Genomic DNA, 21,065 nt, shown 5'->3' on the forward strand with positions numbered 1-21,065 from the left:
ACTTATATATTAGCAGGTAGAACGCTTGCCCGGTTTTGAAGTTGTATGCGAGAACAGCAAACAACTTCTCTCGCCCACCGGCTCGGCGCGGACGCCCCACCGTCCCCCGGGCGCGCGCCCGCCGACTTCGCGCGCGGCTCCGCCGACCCCCACCGACCCCCACCCGCTCTCCCCGCGACCCGACGGGCGAGCGGCGACCTGCGCCTCAGGACCCTCACCTGCGTTAGAATCAAGACGTCAGAACGTACTTGGATCGGGGCTGCGGCTCCCAGAGAAAGGAATCGTCACATGAACGTTCTCGTCTTCGGCACCAAGAGCTACGACAAGTCCTCGTTCAACTCGATCCTCTCCGACTACCCCGAGCTCAAGGTCGACTTCACCGAGACCAACCTCACCCCGCTCACCGCCACACTTGCCCAGGGCTACGACGCCGTCTGCGCCTTCGTGAACGCCGACATCTCGGCCATGACGCTCGAGGTGCTGCGCGGCCTGGGGGTCGGACTGATCCTCATGCGCTGCGCCGGCTTCGACGCCGTCAACGTGGACTTCGCCAAGTCCCTGGGCATGAAGGTCACGCGCGTCCCCGCCTACTCGCCCGAGGCCATCGCCGAGCATGCCATGGGTCTCGCCCTCACCGCCAACCGCCGCATCCACAAGGGCTACATCCGCGTGCGCGAGAACAACTTCTCGCTCGAGGGGCTCGTGGGCGTGACGCTGCACGGCAAGACCGCGGGCATCATCGGGACCGGCCGCATCGGCGCCGCGCTCTGCCGCATCTGCAAGGGCTTCGGCATGACCGTCCTGGGCTCCGACCTCTATCCCAACCAGAGCCTCGTCGACGACGAGCACATCATCGACGAGTACGTGGACTACGACACGCTGTACGCCCGCGCCGACCTCATCTCGCTCCACGCCTTCCTCAACGAGGACAGCTACCACATGATCAACGACGAGAGCATCGCCAAGATGAAGGACGGCGTCATCTTCGTCAACACGGGCCGCGGCGGCCTGGTCGACTCCAACGCGCTCATCCGCGGCATCAGGTCGGGCAAGATCGGCGCCGCCGGCCTCGACGTCTACGAGGAGGAGAACGCCAACGTCTACCAGGACCGCGAGGACCAGATCCTGGGCTCCTCCATCACCGCCCGCCTCTGCTCCTTCCCCAACGTGGTCATGACCTCCCACCAGGCCTTCTTCACCAAGGAGGCGCTGGGCCAGATAGCCAAGGTCACGCTCCAGAACGCCCGCGCCTTCGCCAACGGTACCGATTTTGTGGAGCGCAGCGTCGTTTGCTAGGCAAGTTGCCCATTTGTCAATGACGCATCTGCGGACGTCCTATAATCATCGGTCGTCAGTTTTGTTGGACGCCAAAATCAGGCTGGTCCCCTTTCGGACCAGCCTGAGTCACATAGGAAGACCGAAAGGAACGAACATGCCTGCCAAGAGAACCAAGATCGTCTGCACCATGGGTCCCGCGACCGAGAGCGACGAGGTCCTGACCGAGCTCATCAAGAACGGCATGAACGTGGCCCGCTTCAACTTCAGCCACGGCAGCCACGACTACCACCGCAACAACATCGAGCGCGTCCGCCGCATCTCGAGCGAGCTGTCCATCCCCGTGGCCATCATGCTCGACACCAAGGGCCCCGAGATCCGCACCGGCCTGCTCAAGGACGGCCAGAAGGTCACCCTCAACACCGGCGACGACATCATCGTGACCACCGACACCTCCATCGAGGGCACGGCCGAGCGCTTCTCGCTCGACTACGCCGAGCTCCCCCACGAGGTGGAGAAGGGCTCCACCATCCTGATCGACGACGGCCTCATCGGCCTGGAGGTCGACCACGTCGTGGGCGAGGACATGTACTGCAAGGTCACCAACGGCGGCGAGCTGGGCGAGCACAAGGGCGTCAACGTGCCCAACGTCGAGGTGGGCCTGCCCTCCGTCACCGAGCAGGACCGCGCCGACATCATGTTTGGCTGCGAGCTGGGCATCGACGCCATCGCCGCGTCCTTCATCCGCAACGCCGGCGCCGTCGAGGAGATTCGCCAGATCTGCGCCGAGAGTGGCATGCGCAACGTCTACATCTTCCCGAAGATCGAGAGCGCCATGGGCGTCAAGAACTTCGACGAGATCCTGGCGGTCTCCGACGGCATCATGGTCGCCCGCGGCGACCTGGGCGTCGAGATTCCCGCGGCGCAGGTCCCTCATATCCAGAAGACCATCATCCAGAAGTGCAACGACGCCTACAAGCCCGTCATCACCGCCACGCAGATGCTGGACTCTATGATCCGCAACCCCCGTCCCACCCGCGCCGAGGTCAACGACGTCGCCAACGCGGTCTACGACGGCACCGACTGCGTCATGCTCTCGGGCGAGACCGCTGCCGGCAAGTACCCCATCGAGGCCGTCAAGACCATGGCCTCCATCTGCAAGGAGACCGAGCGCTACCTGCTCGAGCGCCACAATTTCCACGACCGCGGCGGCCTGCGCAACGTCAACGCCTCCATCGGCCTGGCCGCGGTCGAGATCGCCGACCGCGTCAACGCCAAGTGCATCATCTGCCCCACGCACTCCGGCCGAACCGCGCGCCTGATCTCGAACTTCCGTCCCAAGCTGCCGATCTACGCGATGTCGCCGTCCAACCACGCCATCCGCAAGACCTGCTTCCAGTGGGGCGTCCACGCCTACAAGACCACCGAGCAGGGCTCGCTCTCTGCCACCTGCTACAACGCGCTGACGGTGGCGAAGGAGCAGGGCCTGGTCGAGAAGGACGACCTGGTGGTCATCACCGCCGGCGACCCCCAGACCTCTCCCTCCCAGGGCGACTACATCACCTCGACCAACATGGCCATGGTGTCCCAGATCCAGTAGCGCGGGCGCTCATAGTCGCACGTCAGGCGGGGCGGTCCAACTTCGGGCCGCCCCGCCCTCCTGTGTCCGCGCCAACAAGGCGCACGGCCCGTCGCGGCGCGTCCCTCTCCCCCACCCGACCATGCCCGATGCAAGCGCCGGGGAGGCGCGCCATGCGAAGGGGAGAGCCGCCGCGGCCATCGCCGAAGCGGCTCTCCCCTCTTGGAACGTGTGCCTGGCCCGACTAGAGCTCGGCCCCGTTGGTCCTAATCACGTTCTGGTACCAGAAGAAGCTGTCCTTGCGGACGCGCTCGAGGCTCCGCAGGTCGTGCTCGCCACGGTCCACGTAGATGAAGCCGTAGCGCTTGCGGAAGCCCTGGTGCGAGCTCAGGAGGTCCATGACGGACCAGGGCGAGTAGCCCATGAGTTCGACGCCGTCGCGCATCGCGTCGCGACAGGCCCCCACGTGGGCGCGCAGGTAGTCGATGCGATAGTCGTCGTGCACGCGCCCGTCGGCCGTGAGCTCGTCGGGAGCCCCCAGGCCGTTCTCGGTGATGATGATGGGCACGCGGTAGCGTGCGTAGTACTCGTCGAGCACGATGCGCAGGCCCATGGGGTCGATCTGGGCACCGTACTCGCTGGCCTCGAGGGAGGGGTTCCTCTCGTCGCGGCACCAGCCGTACTGGTCGAAGTCCACCTCGTTGCCCCGGAAGGCGCGAGACCCCAGGGGGTGCTCGTCGTCGACGGGGAGGTAGCTCGCGCAGAGGGTGCGGTAGTAGTTCAGCGCCAGGTAGTCCATCTTGCCATGGCGCAGGGTCTCCGCATCCTCGGGGAGCATGACGGGCACGATGCCGCGCTTCTCGAGGTAGTCCATGTAGAAGCCGGAGTAGGCACCGTACTGGCACATGTCCAGGTTGTACAGGGTCTTGAGGTAGTCGTTGCTGCGCGCGGCCCAGACGTCCTCGGGCTTGGGTGTGAGCGGGTAGGTGCAGGTGGACGAGATGGCAGGACCCACCAGCCCTCCCTCGACCAGCTCGTGACAGGACCTCGTCGCGCGGGCGTGCGCCAGGGACATGTGGTAGTCCATCTGGGCGCGCAGGCGGTCGGCCTCGAGAGGGTCGGACGCCGCGATGTTCATGCGCTCGTCCACGCGGACCATGAGGTTCTGCTCGTTGATGGTCTGCCAGTGCTTGACGCGGTCTCCGAAGCGCTCGAAGCAGATCCGGGCGTAGCGGTCGAAGGCGTCGACGCAGCGTCGGTCGGCCCAGCCGCCGTAGCGCTCCACGAGCGCCCAGGGCAGGTCGAAGTGGTACAGGGTCACCCAGGGTTCGATCCCCGCGGCGAGCAGCTCGTCGATGAGCGCGTCATAGAAGGCGACGCCCTCCTCGCTCACCTCGCCGTCGCCGTCGGGAACGATGCGCGTCCAGGCGATGGAGAAGCGATACATGCCCAGGCCGAGCTCCTTCATGAGCGCGACGTCACCGCGCCAGCGGTGGTAGAGGTCGCTGGCGACCTTGGTGTCGGCCTGGCGGTCGGAGCGCTTGAAGGCGTTGTGGTCCGCGACGCTCGGGCCCTTGCCGCCCTCGTCCCAGCCCCCCTCGATCTGGAAGGCCGAGGACGAGGCGCCCCACCTGAAGCCCTTGGGGAAGCTTGCTGGCATTGCGTGCTCCTCTCCCACGATCTGGCTAGGCCTGGGCGGCGACGGAGGCCGCAGGGGCCTTCTCGCCCACAGTCGCGGGCAGGTCCTCGAAGCCCACCACGTAGGTGGCGACGCAGGCGCCCACGAAGGCGACCAGGCAGCCCACAAGGTAGAAGACGAACGGGGTCATGCCGAAGGCGGCGTAGGTGAAGATGGTCAGGACGCCGTTGTTGGCGAAGGCGTCGCCGTAGACCCCGCCCGCGCCCATGATGGCGCCGCCGATCGCACCGGCGACGATGGCGCAGACCATGGGCCTCTTGAAGCGCAGGTTGCAGCCGTAGATGGCGGGCTCGGTGATGCCGACGAGCACGGCCGAGATGACCGCAGAGGCAGAGACGCCCTTGAGCTGCTCGTTCTTGGTCTTGAGCATGACGCCGAGGGCGGCTCCGCCCTGGGCGAAGTTGGCAGCGCCGGCAAAGGCGAGCAGGTTCTGCCTGCCGCTCACGGCGACGTCGTTGAGGCCCACGGGAAGCAGGGCGCGGTGGGCGCCGAAGATGACGAGCACGCCCCAAAGGCCGCCGACCACGGCACCGCCGAGCAGGGCGTTGAAGTTCATGAGGGCGTAGTAGACGACCTGGATCACGTTGCCGATGACGATGCCCACGGGCCCGAGGAGGCAGAGGGTGAGGGGCAGCATGACGATGAGGGAGACGCCGGGGACCACGATGATCTGCAGGATCTCGGGGACGTACTTCTCGAGGAAGCGCTCGACGTACATGAGGACGAGCACGGCCAGCAGGATGGGGATGACCGACTCGGTGTAGTTGAAGACCTTAGTTGACTCACCGATGGTCCAGGCCGCCTTGACCACGGGCAGGCCGAAGATGGCCGTCGCCGTGGAGGTGTCCTGAATCAGGGCGTCGACCTGCGGGTAGCAGAGGAAGCCACCCAGCACCATGGCGATGATCTCGTTGCACTTGAGCGCCTTGGCCGCGGTGTAGCCCAGGAAGACGGGCATGAAGTAGAAGATAATCTGGCTCGCGGCATAGAGGAGCACGTAGGTGTCGGAAGTCGCGATGTCGATGCCCTGGCGCGCGAAGATGAGCTTCGCGGCGGTGAGCAGGCCCTTGATCAGGCCGGCCGCGGCGATGGCGGGAATAAGCGGGGTGAACATCTTGGCGACGGTCTGCAGGATGCGGTCGCCCAGCTTGCCCTTGGGCTCGTCGGCGACGGGCTTGCCGGTCTCGGCGTCGACGAGGCCGGTGCCCTCGATGCCCGCCATGGGCAGGAGCGCGTCGTAGACCTTCTCGACCTTGGCCCCCAGGACGACCTGGAACTGGCCCTGGGCCTTGACCACCTGGATCACGCCCTCGGTCTGCTCGACCCTCTTCTGGTCGACCTTGCCCTCGTCCTTGAGGACGAGCCTGAGCCTGGTGAAACAGTGCGAGACGTCAGAGATGTTCTCCTTGCCTCCCACCGCCTCGAGGATTTCTGCCGCGCTCTTTGCTGGATCCATCCGTACTCCCTTTCCTAGGGGCTTGTAGGGCTGACTTGGGGCCTCGCCGCGCGACGCCGCCGGCGCCGTGGGGGCTATTGGGCCTTGAGGAATTGGTTGACGTGCATGGCGAGGTAGAGGCGCTGCTCGCTTGTGCACTCCCAGGAGCTGCGCTTGCGGAGGTGCTCGACGATGCGCTCGGTGCAGGCATAGGCGGCAGGGTAGGCCTTGCGAATCATGGCCAGCATGCCATCCGCGTCGATGCCCCCCTCGGGCGGCTCGGCGTCGCCGAGGAGGACCGAGACCAGGTAGCGCAGGTGCGTGATGAAGCGGGTGTAGGCATAGCACTTGTGGTCCAGCACCCCGCCCGCGAAGGACTCCACGATGGAGACGATCTCCTCTATGAGCTCGGTGCTCTCCATGACCAGGTGCATGCCGCCCGCCCCAGAGGCCTGGTCCATCTCGGCGCTGACGATGTGCACGGCAATGGTGTAGGCCTCGGAGTCGGGCAGGCGAATCCCGCAGCAGCGCTCGCAGACGTCCAGGTCCTTCCAGCCCACCTCGACCTCGCGCGGATACACGATGCCGATCTGGGTCGAGAGCGGGTTCTCGAGGTGGATCCCGCCCTCCTCTCGACTGATGGCGAACTGCAGGTGGTCGGCGAGGGTCAGGACCAGGTTGGGATTGAGCTCGCCGAAGCGGTCGCCTGCCAGCTCGATTATCTCCGCGGAGGCCTCAAGCACCTTGTCAGAGAGCGAGACCAGCATGGGAAGCAGGCTCTTGTCGATGCCATAGAAGGCGCACTCGATCTGCGTGGAATCCTTGAGCTCGTAGGGAGTCTTGGGAAAGCCGATACCACGACCGAAGACCACGAGCTTGCGCCCGCTGTCATCCAGTGCGATGGCCACGTTGTTGTTTATCTTGCTGACGATAAACATAAAAATACTCCCTGGAACGGCACAGCGACAGGTGGGCCATGGGGCCCGACGCCCGCGCAAGTGATGCCTCCGAGGAGTAACAAACCTGCTGAATCGAGGAGCATTCTAGAGCATGCTTGGCATGCGCGCAAGGAGGAAGAGGACCCATTTTGGAATCCAGACGACAGGCGCGCCAGAGGCCAGACGCCTCTGGACCCAAGTCATGGCCAGGCGCGTCTGGCTAGTGCCACATGCAGCGGAGGGAGTTCGAGACGTAGGCGCTGCGCATGCGCGAGGTCATCGTGCAGGGAAGGACCCTCGCAAGCAAGATGGACACCCTAAGAAAGCGCCACCGTATCTCCGCGCGCATCGGCGATCCCCCCATCCCCCACCTTCGGGGCGACTATCTCGAACGGAAACGTACCGGCTCGGTTGAACGCCGAGATGAACATCCGGATGGCGTTGGACGGCGTGGTCCCGATCTGCTCGGTCGCCTCGAAGAAGCGGTCCTTCTCGTCGGGAAGGACCTTGGCCACCACCGGCGTCAGCTTTTCCTTCATGTTCACCCCTGCGAGCTGTTTTTTGCTACGTTTTGCTGCTGCATTGGTATTACTTCGTATGCCTTAGGTATACCAGATAATACCAATGGATCAGCTGAGAAAGACGGGCATTTTGCAGGCGGCGCCCAGGCTCGCGCGGAAGGCAGGCGGGGCGGTCGCCATGGAAGAGGCGGCGGGCCCATCGGGACCTACCGCCTTGGCGTCAGTCAACCATGTCGGCGCCCCGCCAGGGGCTCGCACCTAGCGCACGGCATCCACCGCAATCCAGCCCTCGTCGCTCAGGTGACAGCGGCAGGAGGCGAACCCCGCCCTCAGCACGAGCTCCTCGTATCCCTCGGGCGAGAGGACCGTCAGGTCGTACCTGCGGATGTTGGCCAGGGTGTCGGGATCGAGCCCCTCCCGCAGGTACACGTCCGCCACCAGGAGGAAGCGGCCCACGGGACGGATGACGCGCGCCACCTCGCACAGGTTCGCCTCGGGGTCGGGCCAGAAGTAGAAACTCTCCACCGTGGTCACCACGTCGAAGCTCGCGTCCGCGAAGGGTAGCTCGGCAACCGACGCGCAGACCACGTCCATCCTGCCCTCTGCGATGGCCTCGGCGTTGGCCAGGCGGGACTGCTCGCACGAGACCTCGGAGTAGTCGAGGCCCGTGACGTGCCCGCGCATGGCGCCGTCGCCCGCAGCGGCGATGCGCCGTCCCAGGCGGCCCATGGTGGCCCCTCCCCCGCAGCCCACGTCCAGAGCGCGGGTGTCGGGAGCAAGGTCCAGGAAGTCGAGAGCCCAGTTGGTGAGACCCTCGTGGCTCTGGTTCATGCGCCGCAGCATCTGCGCGCCAAAGCTTCCCTCGGGACGGGCGGGGTTTCCCGCCTGGGTCACACGACGCTCATGGTCGTCAAGCCCTGCCACGCCGCCCTCCCGTTCGACGCGGTCGTTCGTCTGGCCTTCGCCTTCCATGGGATCCTCCCGTTCCTCTCGCCCATACGGACGACCCATGTCGACCGTCCGGCGTCACGTTTGTCACGCCCACCCTAGCCAAGCCACGACCACTCGGCAACGGTCTTTCGACTTTGTCAATTGCCTGCCATGGGTGCAATTGTGGTCTATGCTCAATAGGTTGCCAAACGAACGAGGATGCGAGCATGAAGCCAATCATAGGAGTGACCCCCCTTACCAACCCCGACACGGACGAGACGGTGATCCGTCCCGGCTACTTCGAGGCGCTGACTGCCTGTGGGGCGATTCCCATCATGCTTCCCTACACCGACGACGTGACCGACATCGACCAGATCCTGGGTCACGTGGACGGCATCCTGCTCACCGGCGGCTACGACGTCAATCCCCATCTGTACGGAGAGAGCCCGCTGCCCCAGGTGGACGAGCCCCAGAGGGAGCTCGACGCCCTGCAGATGGTGCTGGTGCCTCGCGCCGTGAGCCGCGACCTGCCCGTGCTGGGCATCTGCCGTGGCATCCAGGTCATCAACGTCGCGCTGGGCGGCAACCTCGTCCAGGACATCCCCACGCAGTGCCCGCAGAGCCACACCCACCGCATGGACCCGCCCTTCGACGCACCGTGGCACGACGTGAGCATCGTCGAGGGAAGCCCTCTTGGCAGGCTGCTCGACGGGGAGCCGTCCATGGGCGTCAACAGCAAGCACCACCAGGCCCTGCGCGAGCTCGCGCCGGGAATTGAGCCCATGGCCTGGTCGGACGACGGGCTCGTCGAGGCCGTGTGGATGCCCCAGAAGAGCTACGTGTGGGCGGTCCAGTGGCACCCGGAGCTCATGTTTGCCAGCGACTGGCACCAGCGGCGGCTGATCGAGAGCTTCGTGGCCGCAGCCCAGGAGCACGCGTCCGCGAGGTAGCGAGCGCAAGTCCTTGTTCTATTTGAGCTGTGCCATGATGCGCTCGAAGTTGCGCGTTATTGGCGTCTCCATCCTGGATCTCAGCTCCTCGATGCCCGGAAGACCCTCGCTGGCATCGAACACCCCGCCAATCTTGCCGATTACATCGGACGCGATCCGCAGCATAGTCTCCACGCACCATGCCTCGTCGAATCCATAGCCCCTCATGCCCGCACCCTCTGCATACTTGCTCAATGCCTTTCTGCTCATCCGACCGAAGCGATTCTCTCCCCCTATGCCCATCGCAAGCCGTCCGTCCCTGCGCATGGACTCGTAGCAAAGGCCAGATGCGACGTCGTACATCGGAGCCAGAAGCGCGTCGCCCCCTCCGCCCAGCAGGACCGAATAGTTCTTGGCATGAGCATCTGGAGCCCCTATCAGCGTGTTGAAGAAGAGCATCCTGGTGAACAGCTCAACATTTGTGCGTGCCCTGCTGGTCTTCGACAGCAACCGTACGACGTCCAACGCCCCGGGGCCTCCGTCAATCGTGTACTTCATGTCGGGCATGACGCCCAAGGCCTGGCATAGGTCCTCCTGGTGGATGCGAGCGATCTCGCCCTCTCGGCCGACCGCCCTGTCATAGCAACGAACGACGATTGCGGGCTCATCTCCGAACATCCTGTATTCGACCCTTGATACGGGCAGGTTGCATGCAGCAGCAAGTCTCATGCACACGTATTCGTTCAGAGCCTGGAGGCTATAGCCAAGGACCCCGTTCTTGAAGATATGCGTGGTCGCGGCGGATCCCTCGCAGGAGCACCACGCGCCTTCTCGCAATGCAAGTGCGAACTTCCCCTGATTGCCACCCAACGACCAATGCTCCCCCCTCCCCACCCAAGAGTCCTCCGGGCCTTGGCGAAGCCGTCTGAGGCGATTGCAAATCTGTTCGTCAGAGAGGGACACGTAGCGTGAGGAGCGTCCCAGCACCTTAGACACGCTGTCTGGCGTGCAGAACTGGACCCCGCCAGGACAGTCCAGGCCGATATGCTCAAGCAGGGCCAGGGGATTATTGGCGCTCACGTCGAACTCACGTGCAATGTCTCGGCGGACTGCCTCGCTGTCGGGCAAGAGGCCGAACAGATAGGGCCTTAGTCTTCGCTCCGCATATGCACCATTCCTCACGGGAAGGGAAAGGGAGAGGGGAATTCCATCGTAGCCATCGGCATACCTGAACTCGAAGCTGCCCGAGTCGGTCTGCGAGAGCATGCCGACCTCTTTGGTTCCCATAATTGCGACAAGCTGTCGGGACATCCTCACCCCTCCCAGCCATACGCATCGGAGAGGGACTCGGCAACAAAGTCCGCGTAGGTCTCTTCATAGCATTTCGTTAGCTCTTCGTCAGACACCTGAGGCGAAGCAGACGCCTGCCGCACGGCAGTCGCGGTGCTCGAGCCACCACCAACGTACAGCGAGAGCCCAAGGGAGCCCAAGATCCCCAAGAGTTTGTCGAGTCGAATGCCCGTCGCCTCTCCCTGCTCAAGCGAGAGCACAAGCCGCTCGGACACCCCGGCCTTGTCCGCAAGCTCCCGCCGCGTCAGCCCAAGCTCGAGCCTCCTCGAACGAACCGCTTGCCCCATTTGTCTCGGAATGTGAATCTGTCGCATCGTCAATCCAATCCGCAAAGTTCTGCGGTCAATCACCAGGACAGCGCAACTCAACATTGTCACATGGTGAGAGGTACGGGTAGCACGGGGACTACGCCCAGTCGAAGTTCTCCCTGCCAGCGCCCAGCTCGAAATGATGCCTCACGATGCCCAGGTCGACGCCGGCGAGCGCCCCGGGCGCATAGCTCGCATGCACCGTGCGGCCCGAGCCCTCCAGCATGAACGCCTGACGGTTGATGGCAGTGGGGGCAAGGAGGGCCGCCTCGACGCCCGCCCTGAACCACTCGGGCTCCTCGCCTGCGTAGGAGCTCACCTGGTCCGCACGCTTGGAGCGATGGGGCCTCCCCTGCTCGAGGCCATGGCCCACGCAGACGATGCCCACGAGCTTCTCGCCCTGGGCCATACCCGCCGCACGCGAAGCACCGCCGCGGCTGAAGGTCCCGCCCACCCACCAGCTGTTCAGGCCCAAGGTCTGGGCATGGAGCATGAGGTCCGAGCTGCACCAGCCCAGCGCCTCGTCGAGCGAGCCGTCCTCGGGACCCATGAGGGCGACGTAGTCACGCACGCCGCGGGCGAGCGTCATGCGGAGCAGCGCGCCAAAGGCATGTCCGTCGTCGTGGACGAGCACCATGTGGGTGCCATGCTCGTGGTTGAGGAGCTCGACGCGCCCCTCGAGGGCGGCAAGACCCTGGTCGTCGAGCGACCGTCCGTCGAATTTCCTCACCGTGTGGCGCGCGGCCATGGCCTCTTGCATGTTCATATGTGACGTCCCTTCGGTTCGCGTTGGGGAAAGACTATCCCAGCTCGATGACGTCCAGGTCGTCGGGCACGAAGACCTGGCCGCCGAAGAGCGGTGCGCCCTTCGCCAGATAGAGCTCGCGGCGTCGCCCGAGCTGCTGCTCTCGCTCGGCACGCGATTGCGCACGCTCTTTTCGCCCAGCACGCTGTTGCGCACGGCGGACCCTGCGTTTGCACAGATGGTGAGAGGGGCGAGTGTGCGCAAGCGCGTGGCGGATGCCGGAGGCGTGCGCAACTGCGTGGCGGCACAGCTCGCACACATGCCGACCTGCCTTGCAGGCATTAGCGCGCCTCCGACGCGACCTTCCGCAGGATGCCGGCAAGCGCCAGGGCATCCCTCTCGCTCAATCGGCCAATGCGTCCCGCAGTCCCCAGGTACGAGGCAGGAATCTGGGCAATGCGATCCACCCGAGCGATCGACGGCTTGTCCAACCCCGCCTGTGCCCAGTCGACAAGCCTGTAGTCATTCTCAAGATGGAGCTTGTTGGTGGCGCTGGTAACCATCATGACCAGCTGGTCTCTGCCATCAGACGCCAGCACGATAACGGGCCTGTACTTGTAACCCTTCCCTTCCTGAAAGTTGAAGCGGGCGTGCCAGACCTCCCATCTGCATAGGTTCAAGTCACTCATCCTCGTCCCAGTCCGCAGGGAGGATGGCGGTGTCCGAGGAGTCCAGCTGTGCCTTGTATGCCAGCGCCGAGAGCTCCTCGAAGCTCGGAGCCTCAGGACGGAGGTCAAAGGGAAGGCCGCCGACCTCTATCGACTTGACCAGGAACATGTTGATCGCGTCATTCAGGCTGATGCCCCAGCGCGCGTAGACCTTCCGCGCCCCATCGCGCACCTTGCGGGGAGCGCGTGTCTTTATCTCCGCGTCATGAGGGGGTGTCACAGTTGCCATACTTTACCTCCTTTGCAGTACTTACCCGAATAGTACCCAAATCGGGTACTATCTCGAAGTCTTTCAAGCGAGATGAGCGGTGCCTTTCTCGCTTGGCACGCACGAGCGCACGAAGTGCCCATCCCGCACGCGCATGCGCACACGTTTTTCATCCAGCACGCTGTTGCGCACGCCCTTTTCGCCCAGCACGCTGTTGCGCACAGCAGACCCTGCGTTTGCGCAGATGGCGAGGGGGACGGGCGTGCGCTTTAGCGTGGAGGATGCCGGAGATGTGCGCAGCTGCGTGGCGGATGCCGGAGATGTGCGCTTTAGCGTGGAGGATCCCGGAGGCGTGCGCAACGACGTACTGGCGGCACGGCCGCACATGGACCGCCCAGCACGCAAGACATCAGTGAACATTCGATGCAATCTTACTCAGAATGCAAGCGAGCGCCAAGGGATCCCTGTCGCTCAGTCGGCCGATGCGTCCTGCAATCCCCAGGTACGAGACCGGAATCTGAGCGATGCGGTCAACCCAAGCAATCGATGATCGCTTCAAAGGCATGGGCCATCAGAGGTACATCACGATGAGCTCTACCATGCAGATGGCGGCCATCCCAATCAGTATGCCGCCAATCGCGTGGCCCAGCCCGTCTCGCTTCTGGGCCTCGATTTGCTCATCGGTCGCCTTCCTGTTTCCCGCAATGGACCTGAGACCCCTGCCGGACACGAGCAACGCTCCCCAAACAACTAGGACCAGAGAGACGACAAGCAGAGCCACCACCCCGATGGACTTCGTTTCCATGCCATCCTCCTGCGGAACCGATGAATAATTCACTCCGGCCACATCATAACCCGACCGACCGAGTGCCCGCAAGGATGCCCCGTAATGTCAAATATACCTATCTACCTGCTAATATGGCGTAACTGACGTCAGGGAGCAGACGCCAGAACGACAACGGGCCTGTACTTGTAGCCCTTCCCCTCCTTAAAGCTGAAGCGAGCGCGCCAGACCTTCCGCGCCTCGTCCCGCACGCGATTGCGCACGCCCCTTTCGCCCAGCACGCTGCTGCGCACAGCAGACCCTGCGTTTGCGCAGATGGCGAGGGGGACGGGCGTGCGCTTTAGCGTGGAGGATGCCGGGGACGTGCACAACTGCGTGGCGAGTCCAGACGAATGCGCGCAACGGCGTGCCAGCGACCCAGAGGCATGCGCAACGACGTACTGGCGGCACGAGCCGCAGCCGTAACACAACCGGCCACGCCTCGCACCGCCACCAGCGCCGTACGCGCGTCCCTCTCGCCTGGCCCTCGCTCCCGCTAGAGGGCGGCAGAGTAGATCTGCTCGACGTCCTCCTCGCTCAGCTCCACGAAGCTGCCCTTGGAGCCAGCCGCCGCCTTCTTGGCCATGACTGCGAAGTGCTCGTCGCTCGTGATGCCCACCTCGCGCAGCGTCGCGGGCATCCCCATCGTCCCGAAGAAGAACTCGCGCGTAAGGCGAATGGCCTCGCGCGACGCGGCCATGTCGTCGGCCTCAGTCACGCCCCAGACGTTGCGGCCATAGCGCGCAAACACGGGAGCCGTGCGCTCGTCCAGCACGTGCTCCATCCAGGCGGGCGTCAGGATCGCGAGCCCCTCGCCATGCGTGATGTCATAGAAGGCCGAGAGCTCGTGCTCCATGGGGTGCACGCACCACGCCGGCGAGCAGCCCTCGCTCACCAGGCCGTTGATGGCGTGGCTCGACGCCCACATGAGGTTGGCGCGCGCCTCGTAGTCGTCCGGCGTGGCCAGGGCGATGGGCCCGTAGTGGATGCAGGTCTTGAGGATTCCCTCGGCCAGACGCTCCTGCAGGAAGCTGCCCGGCTCGAAGTGGAAGTAGTTCTCGAAGGTGTGGCTCATCATGTCCGCAGTGCCGGCGGCAGTCTGCCGCACGGGGACCGAGAAGGTGTAGCTGGGGTCGAGCACGGACATCGTGGGCAGCAGCGCAGGCGACGCCGTGCCCCACTTCTCGTTCTTCTCGAGGTCGCTGATCACTGCGAAGGCGTCCATCTCGGACCCCGTGGCCGAGAGCGTCAACACGGTGTAGATGGGTAGCGCGGCCTCGATCAGCTGCGGATGGATGACCAGGTCCCAGGGGTCCCCGTCGTAGCGGGCGCCCGCCGCGACCACCTTCGCGCAGTCGATGGAGCTGCCCCCACCGATGGCGAGGACCATGTCGATGCCGTTGGAGCGGCAGAGCTCGACGCCGCGTCGCACCGTCTGGATGCGGGGGTTGGGCTCGACGCCATCGAGCTCAAAGACCTGAATGCCGGCCTCGCCCAAGACGCGAAGCGCCTCGTCGTAGATGCCATTGCGCTTGATGCTGCCGCCGCCGTAGCAGAGAAGCACCCGATCGCCGCTCTGGCGCAGCTCGCTCAGGTGGCTGATCTGGCCTCGGCCGAAGTGAATCTTGGTGGGCGCAAAGTAGGTGAAGTCGAGCATGGCACTCCCCTTCCGACGACGTCCGTGCCGTCCCCACGGCATCGTGACGGGAAGAGCGTAGCACGGAGGGGAGAGGCCCGAGCCCTTTGGCTGGAATGCGGGCGCACGCGACGGTCGTGCGAGGCCATGACCGGAGCGGCCATGCTAGAACGCTAGAGCAGCCGCATCCCGTGCTCCTCGCAGGCACGCACCATGTCCTCAGGCCAGATGCTGGCCTGCACCTCTCCAACGTGGACGCGGCCCAAGAGCAGCATGCACAGGCGGGACTGTCCGATGCCGCCACCGATGGTGAAGGGCAGCTCGTCCGCCAGCACCGCGCGGTGGTACGGAAGCTCGGCTCGCTCGGGGCACCCCGCCTTCTGGAGCTGGGAGCGCAGTGCCGCGGCATCAACGCGGATGCCCATGCTCGAGATCTCGAGCGCGCGCTGCAGGGGCTCGTACCAGAAGAGGATGTCGCCGTTGAGCTGCCAGTCGTCGTAGTCCGGCGCGCGACCGTCATGCGGCTCGCCGTTGGAGAGCCTCTCGCCTATGCGCATCAGGAAGACGCAGCCCAGCTCGTGGGTGATCGCGTCCTCGCGCTCGCGCGGCGTGAGGCCGGGATAACGCTGCAGCAGCTCCTCGCTGTCCACGAAGTGCATCTCGTCGGGCAGGCGGTAGAAGGCGTCCGGGTACTTGTACCAGACCTCGTGCTGCATGTGCTTGATGATGCGGAAGACCTCGGACGCGGTGCTGCGCAGGGTCTCCTCGTTGCGGTCCTCGCGGCGGATGACGCGCTCCCAGTCCCACTGGTCCACGTAGCAGGAGTGCAGGTTGTCCAGCTCCTCGTCGCGGCGCACGGCGTTCATGTTGGCGTAGATTCCCTCGCCCGGCTGGTAGCCGTACTTGCGCAGCGCCATGCGCTTCCACTTGGCCAGCGACTGCACGACCTCCACGGTCTCGTCCGGCTGCCAGGGCACGTCGAAGCTCACGGGGCGCTCGACGCCGTTGAGGTTGTCGTTGAGGCCGGAGCTCCTCTCCACGAAGAGCGGGGCAGAGACGCGCGAGAGCCTCATCTCGCGGCCCATCTCGCGCTGGAAGGTATCGCGGATGTACTTGATGGCGTTCTCGGTCTGGCGGACGCTCATCTTGGGGTCGTACTGCTCGGGCAGGTAGAGGGACATGTCTGGCGCTCCTCGGCGATCAGCTTTGCGTTTGCACGTATGGCATTGTGCTCGCAGTGGGCATGCCCAGGCAAGCTCTCGGCAAGGGCGCAACACGCTGATAATACAGGCGAGAGGGGGGCGCATGCCGCCGGCGCGACGGCGGAGACAATACGCTGCGGCCGCGGCTGCGTCACGCTGCGGCTGCGTCACGCACGCTGACGCGCACACGCAGTACCGCCGAGTACGCTGATACGCACGCCAATTTCGCTGAGCACGCTGATACGCACGCGCGCCAGCACGTTTGCCCAGTTGGGCGCTGGCGACATTGTGCGCTCGAGCGTGGAGAATTCCGGGCGCGTTCGCTTCAGCGTGTGGGATGGCCCGCACCGCACCATTGGGGTATGCCTCGTGGTTTTGGGCGTTCTTCTGCTCGCGCTTCCCGCAAGGCCCGCACTTGCCGGTGCGGCGAGGGCGGTGTCCATCGTCGTTCTGGCAGCCTGCGCTCTGATGCTTTGCATGGGCTTCGCGTCCAGCGAGGGCCTTGCGCTTGCGTTCGGCGGGGTCGGCGCCGCCATGTGCGGCGGCGTCCTGCCGCTTGTGCGCGAGGGGAGGGTTAGCTGATGTTCGAGAGGCTCGCCGAGCCCCACAGGACCTCCCCCGCCTCTGACGGGGACGGGGCTGGCATGCCGGCCGCCTTCTGCCGCGGCCACGGGGGAGGCCCTTCGGCGACGGGCTCCTGACCGTCCTCGCCCCCCGAGGGGGCGTGCTGCTCCTGGAGCCGGGCGCGGCAGACCCTGATTCGCAGCTAGCCGAGATGTGTACGGGCGCCCGTTCCCGTCTGCGCAGGCAGGCGGCCCGCGGAGGGGGCGCGTTTCCCCCCACTGCGGGGAATGGCACCCCGGGCGGCCGGGCCGCCCTGGGGAACCGCAGCTCGGAGGGGGTGCGTTCTTGCCGCCATCGCCCAAAATCGCGTCTCCCGTACACATCTCGGCTAGCTGCGAATCAGGGTCTGCGGTCGGGGCCTCTTGGCCCGGGGGCGCGCCCAGGAAGCGGCGATACATGATGGGGAGGCTCTGCGACAGGCCCGCGTCCGCGAGGGATGATGGCTTCGTGAAGAATGATGGGGGACTGAACCTGCCCCAGTTTGGTTGACACTGGGGGTGGTATCAGAAATCCGCACCAAACGATGACGTCTGGAGGTTCTGGTGCCATGTTCATCCGAACAGAGAAAACGGGCTGTGGGACTCTATATAAAGCATGACAGGAACACCGCTGAGGTGCGCGACGAGCTGGTGTATCCCAGCTGGCAGGCGCTCTACAACCGATGCGACGGCTGCCCAAGGCACGGCTCCGGCCCGACTACCGCTCGCATGTAAGGTCCACGGAAAGGCAGAAGCACGCAGCCGTCCCGCACTACCTATCGCATGGAAAGTGCGTGTCGGCCACGAATACGAGCTGGAGCGGCAGATTGACCAAGGTGAACGCGGTTGAAATCGTTTGCTCTGTCCCGCCTACCCGAGGGGAAAGATGGTAAGGCCCCTCATGCAGCGTAGTACCCTACTATATGAGCTTTGCCTGGGGAACCGGAGCCCGCAGACAGAAGGGAACAAGATACATGGACAGCAGGAAGCTCCTCACCATACTGGGTGCCATATTTACGGTGATCGGGGCTATCGTGCTCACGATTGGCATCGCTCTGTTCGTGAGCACGAACCAGAAGTACGCAGCGGGCGAGACGGTGCAGGCGCAGATCGACCGGATCGACGTCTACAGAACCCGCAACGGCACTGGCAGCAACAGCAGCACAAGCACCAACTACGACGTGTACGTGAGCTATGAGTATGACGGCAAGAGCTACGACGACGTGCTCCTGAACTCCTACGACGGCTCGATGTACGAGGGGGAGCAGCTGGAGCTTCTGGTCGACCCCGAGCGTCCCGGCAACGTCGCCGTCCCCGGCTTCGCCACCATGACCCTGGCGGGCTTCGGAGGGTCGGGCGCCCTCTGCCTGGTGACAGGGCTGTCGCTCCTGATCGTTCCCCGTGTGCGCCGGCGGCGCGTCGGGAACCTAAAGCAGACGGGCAAACGGCTCGACGCGACAGTGCAGGAGGTAACGGTCCTCGACAACCGGACGTTCAACGGCGTGCCCGGCCGGCAGGTCCGGTGCACGTACAAGGAGGGCGGGCAGAACTACCGCTTCACCAGCGCCTGCGCTTACTGGCCGGTCGAGGATGCGCTCCATGCGGGCGACCACATCGACGTGTACGTCAACCCGAACGACTACGCCAAGAACTACGTTGACATCCCCTCCGCCGACAGGCTGCCTTCGAGCAAGACATACATCGACCTCTAGGCTCGCGTGGCGAAGCGGATGCGGCGCCAGGCATAGGGGACGGTGCTCTCGCATCGAGCCCTTTTGGAAGGAGCCGCATGGAATCGTTCGCTCCCGATAGCGGCATCGCCTTGCTCTGCGCTTGGATGTCCGCGTCCATCGCCATACTTTGCTACTTGTTCACGCAGGGCTCGTCTTCGAGGAAGAGGGGCACGGGGTGGAAGGTTCTCGCGGCGGCCGGCATCATCGTCACCCTCGCGATCTTCGCCCTCCCAGAGACCGCGAGCGCGCTCGTCACCTTCGCGTACACGTGCACGGCGCTTTTGTGCATCGGCGCGTACGGGGTCGTCTGGGGCATCAGCAAGGCGACCGCGCGTCGGCGTTGCACGGCGCAGGTCGAGGCCACGATCACCGACTCCCGCATCATACCCACCGGCAAGTCTTACTCACGGGTGTACACCGCCACGTTCGACTATCAGGACCAGACATACGAGGCCGACGACCTGAGCGGCAGGGTGGACCGTGCCGCTGCCGGATACCGGCCCCCAGAGCCGCCAGCCGGTCCTGCCAACCGGAAGCCGACGAAGAGGGGCCGCGAGCCTCTCGGGGTGGGGGATCCCTGCACGCTTTTGGTCAACCCGCGCGAGCCGGCCGAGGCGATATACGTCAACGAGCACAACGTCGCTGCCGGCATCGCCACTGCCCTGCTTGGGGTGTTCATGATGGCGCTTGCCGGATTTACCCTGGCCGTCATGCTCAACTCGGCCGCCGATGTCGTTGCGCCCTTGCTGCCCACGCTGTAGCGGGCGGGATTGGCCTTGTCGGGATGTGACGGGAGCTGATGACGCACGGCGCCGATGTTCCCTTTGACCCGTGTTTTGCGAAGGCTGTTCGCGACTCCTGCTTCGCAACGAGCGCTACGACAGGCGTGGCGGTGCCCGTTGCCGTGAGGTGGGCGAGGGCCGCGAGGAGATCGAGCTCGCGCTGCGCGTGTACCTCATGCGGCTCTGGTATGACCTCTTCGACGACGCCCCGGGGCTTCCGTCACATTTTCTTGTCACAGGCGTGAACGGGCCGTCCACCAACTTCACCCAGGGTCTACCATAGCCCCCAGCACACCTACTTCTCGTCGCTCCCTGGCATGTGGGGCCGAACCCTCTCCTGCTCCTCCCTCCCCAAGACCTACGCCATGACCGGCTGGCGCCTTGGCTACGTGATCGCCCCCGAGGAGTGATCGACCGCGCCAAGAAGGTGCACGACTTCCTCACCGTGGGCGCTGCGGCGCCCCTCATGGAGGCGGCCGTGGCCGGGCTCACCCTGCCTGACTCCTACTACGAGGGGCTGCCCGAGCTCTACACCCGCAAGCGGGACCTCTTCTGCGCCGGCTTGCGCGACCTGGGCTTCTCCATCGTGGAGCCGTACTCGTGTTGATGCGACCGTCCCTCTTCATTGGAAAGTCGCCTTGTATCCCATGCCGCGCACGGTGACGATCCTGAAGCCAGTGCAGCCGGCGAGCCTTGGCCGCAGGTTTGCTATACCATTGTCAATGTGGTGTTTAACGCCCCGATTCCGGTCGCGCCTGCGGCCTGCATTCCGCCTGCACCCCACCACTCGGCCTTCCTGGTGGTTCTCGAACTCCTTCGCCAGGTTCTGCGGCCGGTAAGGCACCACGGGTCTTCCTCTCTCGCCAAGTCGCCCACCTTCAGAGCGGACTCCACGCCCACCGCACAAGACCACCAGTCCAAACAGGCTGACCACCCGTCCCTATAGTTCCAGTCAGCGAGCACGTGGTTTGTCAGCCAACGGACGGAGGCACACGATGACACCGACCAAACGCAAGCAAGACGGGCTTCTCTTCAAGGTATCCATCCTCTCCATCGCAGTCATGCAGGCAACGGCCCAGGCGGTCGGCGGCATCCTCAACACCATGGCTGCGGCCATGCCTGGCGTGGATGCCACGGCGGTCAACTCCCTTTCCACGGTACCCAACGTGGGCGCCATGGCGGGCATGTTTCTGAGCCCCTTGGACAAACCGGCTCATCGTCACTTCTGGTGGCTAGCACACCCCGACGCCAGCCGGGCCGAGAAGTCCAGGCGTCCCAGCCTGAGGAAGGCCATGGCCTCCGGGCAGGCCAGGTCCCCGAAGCCCCCCGAGGCCCTCTTGACGGACTGGGTGGCCGAGCTGGGCCCCTCCGGGACCGCGTTCGTCGCGTTGCGGGGGAACCAGTCGAGGATGCCCTCCCCCTCCTCGCGCACGGTCCTCGCGACCGCCTTCGTCCTCGGGACGTCCGAGCGCATGATCCGGCTGGTGGCCCGACCCGGCCCCCTGGGGGCCGGCCCCCCGCCCGGGCGGTCGCGGACGCCCCCCGTCGCCCCGGCCACGGCGCGCGCCCCGGCGGCGGGGAGGCGCTCCGGGGAGGGCGCCCCCCTCCCCTCCCGCCGCCCCTCCGCGAGGTCGCCCTCGCG

General features: G+C 65.1%; 22 protein-coding genes. 8 read left to right on the top strand and 14 right to left on the bottom strand.

Annotated elements, in window-relative coordinates; translation table 11 throughout:
• The first annotated feature begins 288 nt into the window (after positions 1 to 288).
• Positions 289 to 1,296 carry a 2-hydroxyacid dehydrogenase gene (locus ACMPH2_RS04635; RefSeq protein WP_062530482.1) on the top strand — a complete coding sequence of 336 codons (1,008 nt, stop codon included), beginning with the start codon at positions 289 to 291 and terminating at the stop codon, positions 1,294 to 1,296.
• Positions 1,297 to 1,432: 136 nt separating this feature from the next.
• Complete coding sequence (pyk, locus tag ACMPH2_RS04640) at positions 1,433 to 2,875, top strand: pyruvate kinase (RefSeq protein ID WP_062530480.1); 1,443 nt, start codon at positions 1,433 to 1,435, stop codon at positions 2,873 to 2,875.
• A gap of 223 nt (positions 2,876 to 3,098) precedes the next feature.
• Here the strand turns inward: pyk and ACMPH2_RS04645 are convergent, their stop codons facing one another.
• The 5 genes from ACMPH2_RS04645 to ACMPH2_RS04665 form a co-directional block, all read right to left on the bottom strand.
• Entirely contained in the window at positions 3,099 to 4,514 is a 1,416-nt protein-coding gene (locus tag ACMPH2_RS04645) for a glycoside hydrolase family 1 protein (RefSeq protein ID WP_072499836.1), read from the bottom strand.
• A 25-nt stretch (positions 4,515 to 4,539) separates the two neighbouring features.
• On the bottom strand, positions 4,540 to 6,009 hold the full coding sequence (locus ACMPH2_RS04650) for a PTS transporter subunit EIIC (RefSeq protein ID WP_072499835.1): 1,470 nt from the start codon (positions 6,007 to 6,009) through the stop codon (positions 4,540 to 4,542).
• Positions 6,010 to 6,083: 74 nt separating this feature from the next.
• On the bottom strand, positions 6,084 to 6,926 hold the full coding sequence (locus ACMPH2_RS04655; RefSeq protein WP_072499834.1) for a PRD domain-containing protein: 843 nt from the start codon (positions 6,924 to 6,926) through the stop codon (positions 6,084 to 6,086).
• A 317-nt stretch (positions 6,927 to 7,243) separates the two neighbouring features.
• Positions 7,244 to 7,465: a type II toxin-antitoxin system RelB/DinJ family antitoxin gene (locus tag ACMPH2_RS04660; protein ID WP_062530470.1), complete on the bottom strand. Its 222-nt coding sequence runs from the start codon at positions 7,463 to 7,465 to the stop codon at positions 7,244 to 7,246.
• 240 nt (positions 7,466 to 7,705) lie between these two features.
• Positions 7,706 to 8,419, bottom strand: coding sequence for a class I SAM-dependent methyltransferase (locus ACMPH2_RS04665; RefSeq protein ID WP_417118740.1), 714 nt, complete (start codon positions 8,417 to 8,419; stop codon positions 7,706 to 7,708).
• A 185-nt stretch (positions 8,420 to 8,604) separates the two neighbouring features.
• Between ACMPH2_RS04665 and ACMPH2_RS04670 the strand changes: the two genes are divergently transcribed.
• The gene (locus tag ACMPH2_RS04670) at positions 8,605 to 9,327 is read left to right on the top strand and encodes a gamma-glutamyl-gamma-aminobutyrate hydrolase family protein (protein ID WP_072500691.1); all 723 of its coding nucleotides are present in this window, start codon (positions 8,605 to 8,607) and stop codon (positions 9,325 to 9,327) included.
• A gap of 18 nt (positions 9,328 to 9,345) precedes the next feature.
• Here ACMPH2_RS04670 and ACMPH2_RS04675 read toward each other — a convergent pair whose 3' ends face one another.
• The 8 genes from ACMPH2_RS04675 to asnA form a co-directional block, all read right to left on the bottom strand.
• Positions 9,346 to 10,617 (bottom strand): type II toxin-antitoxin system HipA family toxin, encoded by a 1,272-nt coding sequence (locus tag ACMPH2_RS04675; protein ID WP_062530464.1) that lies wholly within the window; start codon positions 10,615 to 10,617, stop codon positions 9,346 to 9,348.
• A 2-nt stretch (positions 10,618 to 10,619) separates the two neighbouring features.
• The gene (locus tag ACMPH2_RS04680; RefSeq protein ID WP_072500690.1) at positions 10,620 to 10,970 is read right to left on the bottom strand and encodes a helix-turn-helix domain-containing protein; all 351 of its coding nucleotides are present in this window, start codon (positions 10,968 to 10,970) and stop codon (positions 10,620 to 10,622) included.
• A 91-nt stretch (positions 10,971 to 11,061) separates the two neighbouring features.
• Positions 11,062 to 11,730, bottom strand: a complete 669-nt coding sequence (locus ACMPH2_RS04685) for a nitroreductase family protein (RefSeq protein WP_062530462.1) — start codon at positions 11,728 to 11,730, stop codon at positions 11,062 to 11,064.
• A 320-nt stretch (positions 11,731 to 12,050) separates the two neighbouring features.
• Positions 12,051 to 12,398, bottom strand: coding sequence for a type II toxin-antitoxin system PemK/MazF family toxin (locus ACMPH2_RS04690; protein ID WP_062530458.1), 348 nt, complete (start codon positions 12,396 to 12,398; stop codon positions 12,051 to 12,053).
• A complete protein-coding gene (locus tag ACMPH2_RS04695) occupies positions 12,391 to 12,666 on the bottom strand; it encodes a type II toxin-antitoxin system RelB/DinJ family antitoxin (protein WP_009277803.1) in 276 nt (91 codons plus the stop codon). The genes ACMPH2_RS04690 and ACMPH2_RS04695 overlap by 8 nt, the downstream gene beginning before the upstream one ends.
• Before the next feature lie 550 nt (positions 12,667 to 13,216).
• Positions 13,217 to 13,450, bottom strand: coding sequence for a hypothetical protein (locus ACMPH2_RS04700; RefSeq protein ID WP_062530456.1), 234 nt, complete (start codon positions 13,448 to 13,450; stop codon positions 13,217 to 13,219).
• A gap of 514 nt (positions 13,451 to 13,964) precedes the next feature.
• Positions 13,965 to 15,125, bottom strand: coding sequence for an iron-containing alcohol dehydrogenase (locus ACMPH2_RS04705; RefSeq protein ID WP_417118741.1), 1,161 nt, complete (start codon positions 15,123 to 15,125; stop codon positions 13,965 to 13,967).
• A gap of 152 nt (positions 15,126 to 15,277) precedes the next feature.
• The gene (gene asnA / locus ACMPH2_RS04710; protein ID WP_417118742.1) at positions 15,278 to 16,285 is read right to left on the bottom strand and encodes an aspartate--ammonia ligase; all 1,008 of its coding nucleotides are present in this window, start codon (positions 16,283 to 16,285) and stop codon (positions 15,278 to 15,280) included.
• A gap of 1,220 nt (positions 16,286 to 17,505) precedes the next feature.
• On the opposite strand from asnA, the gene ACMPH2_RS04715 reads away from it, so the two are divergent.
• From ACMPH2_RS04715 to ACMPH2_RS04735, 5 genes are all read left to right on the top strand, one after another.
• A complete protein-coding gene (locus ACMPH2_RS04715) occupies positions 17,506 to 17,643 on the top strand; it encodes a hypothetical protein (RefSeq protein WP_156439406.1) in 138 nt (45 codons plus the stop codon).
• 239 nt (positions 17,644 to 17,882) lie between these two features.
• A complete protein-coding gene (locus tag ACMPH2_RS04720; RefSeq protein ID WP_417118743.1) occupies positions 17,883 to 18,620 on the top strand; it encodes a DUF3592 domain-containing protein in 738 nt (245 codons plus the stop codon).
• Positions 18,621 to 18,697: 77 nt separating this feature from the next.
• Entirely contained in the window at positions 18,698 to 19,402 is a 705-nt protein-coding gene (locus ACMPH2_RS04725; protein WP_417118744.1) for a DUF3592 domain-containing protein, read from the top strand.
• A gap of 70 nt (positions 19,403 to 19,472) precedes the next feature.
• Positions 19,473 to 19,706, top strand: a complete 234-nt coding sequence (locus ACMPH2_RS04730; RefSeq protein WP_417118745.1) for a hypothetical protein — start codon at positions 19,473 to 19,475, stop codon at positions 19,704 to 19,706.
• 123 nt (positions 19,707 to 19,829) lie between these two features.
• On the top strand, positions 19,830 to 20,030 hold the full coding sequence (locus ACMPH2_RS04735) for a hypothetical protein (protein ID WP_417118746.1): 201 nt from the start codon (positions 19,830 to 19,832) through the stop codon (positions 20,028 to 20,030).
• Between the two features lie 612 nt (positions 20,031 to 20,642).
• Here ACMPH2_RS04735 and ACMPH2_RS04740 read toward each other — a convergent pair.
• Positions 20,643 to 21,065: transposase (locus tag ACMPH2_RS04740; RefSeq protein WP_417118747.1), on the bottom strand; the 423-nt coding region annotated here is incomplete at its 5' end.

Source organism: Olsenella phocaeensis (assembly GCF_048189965.1).
GTDB lineage: Bacteria > Actinomycetota > Coriobacteriia > Coriobacteriales > Atopobiaceae > Olsenella_I > Olsenella_I phocaeensis.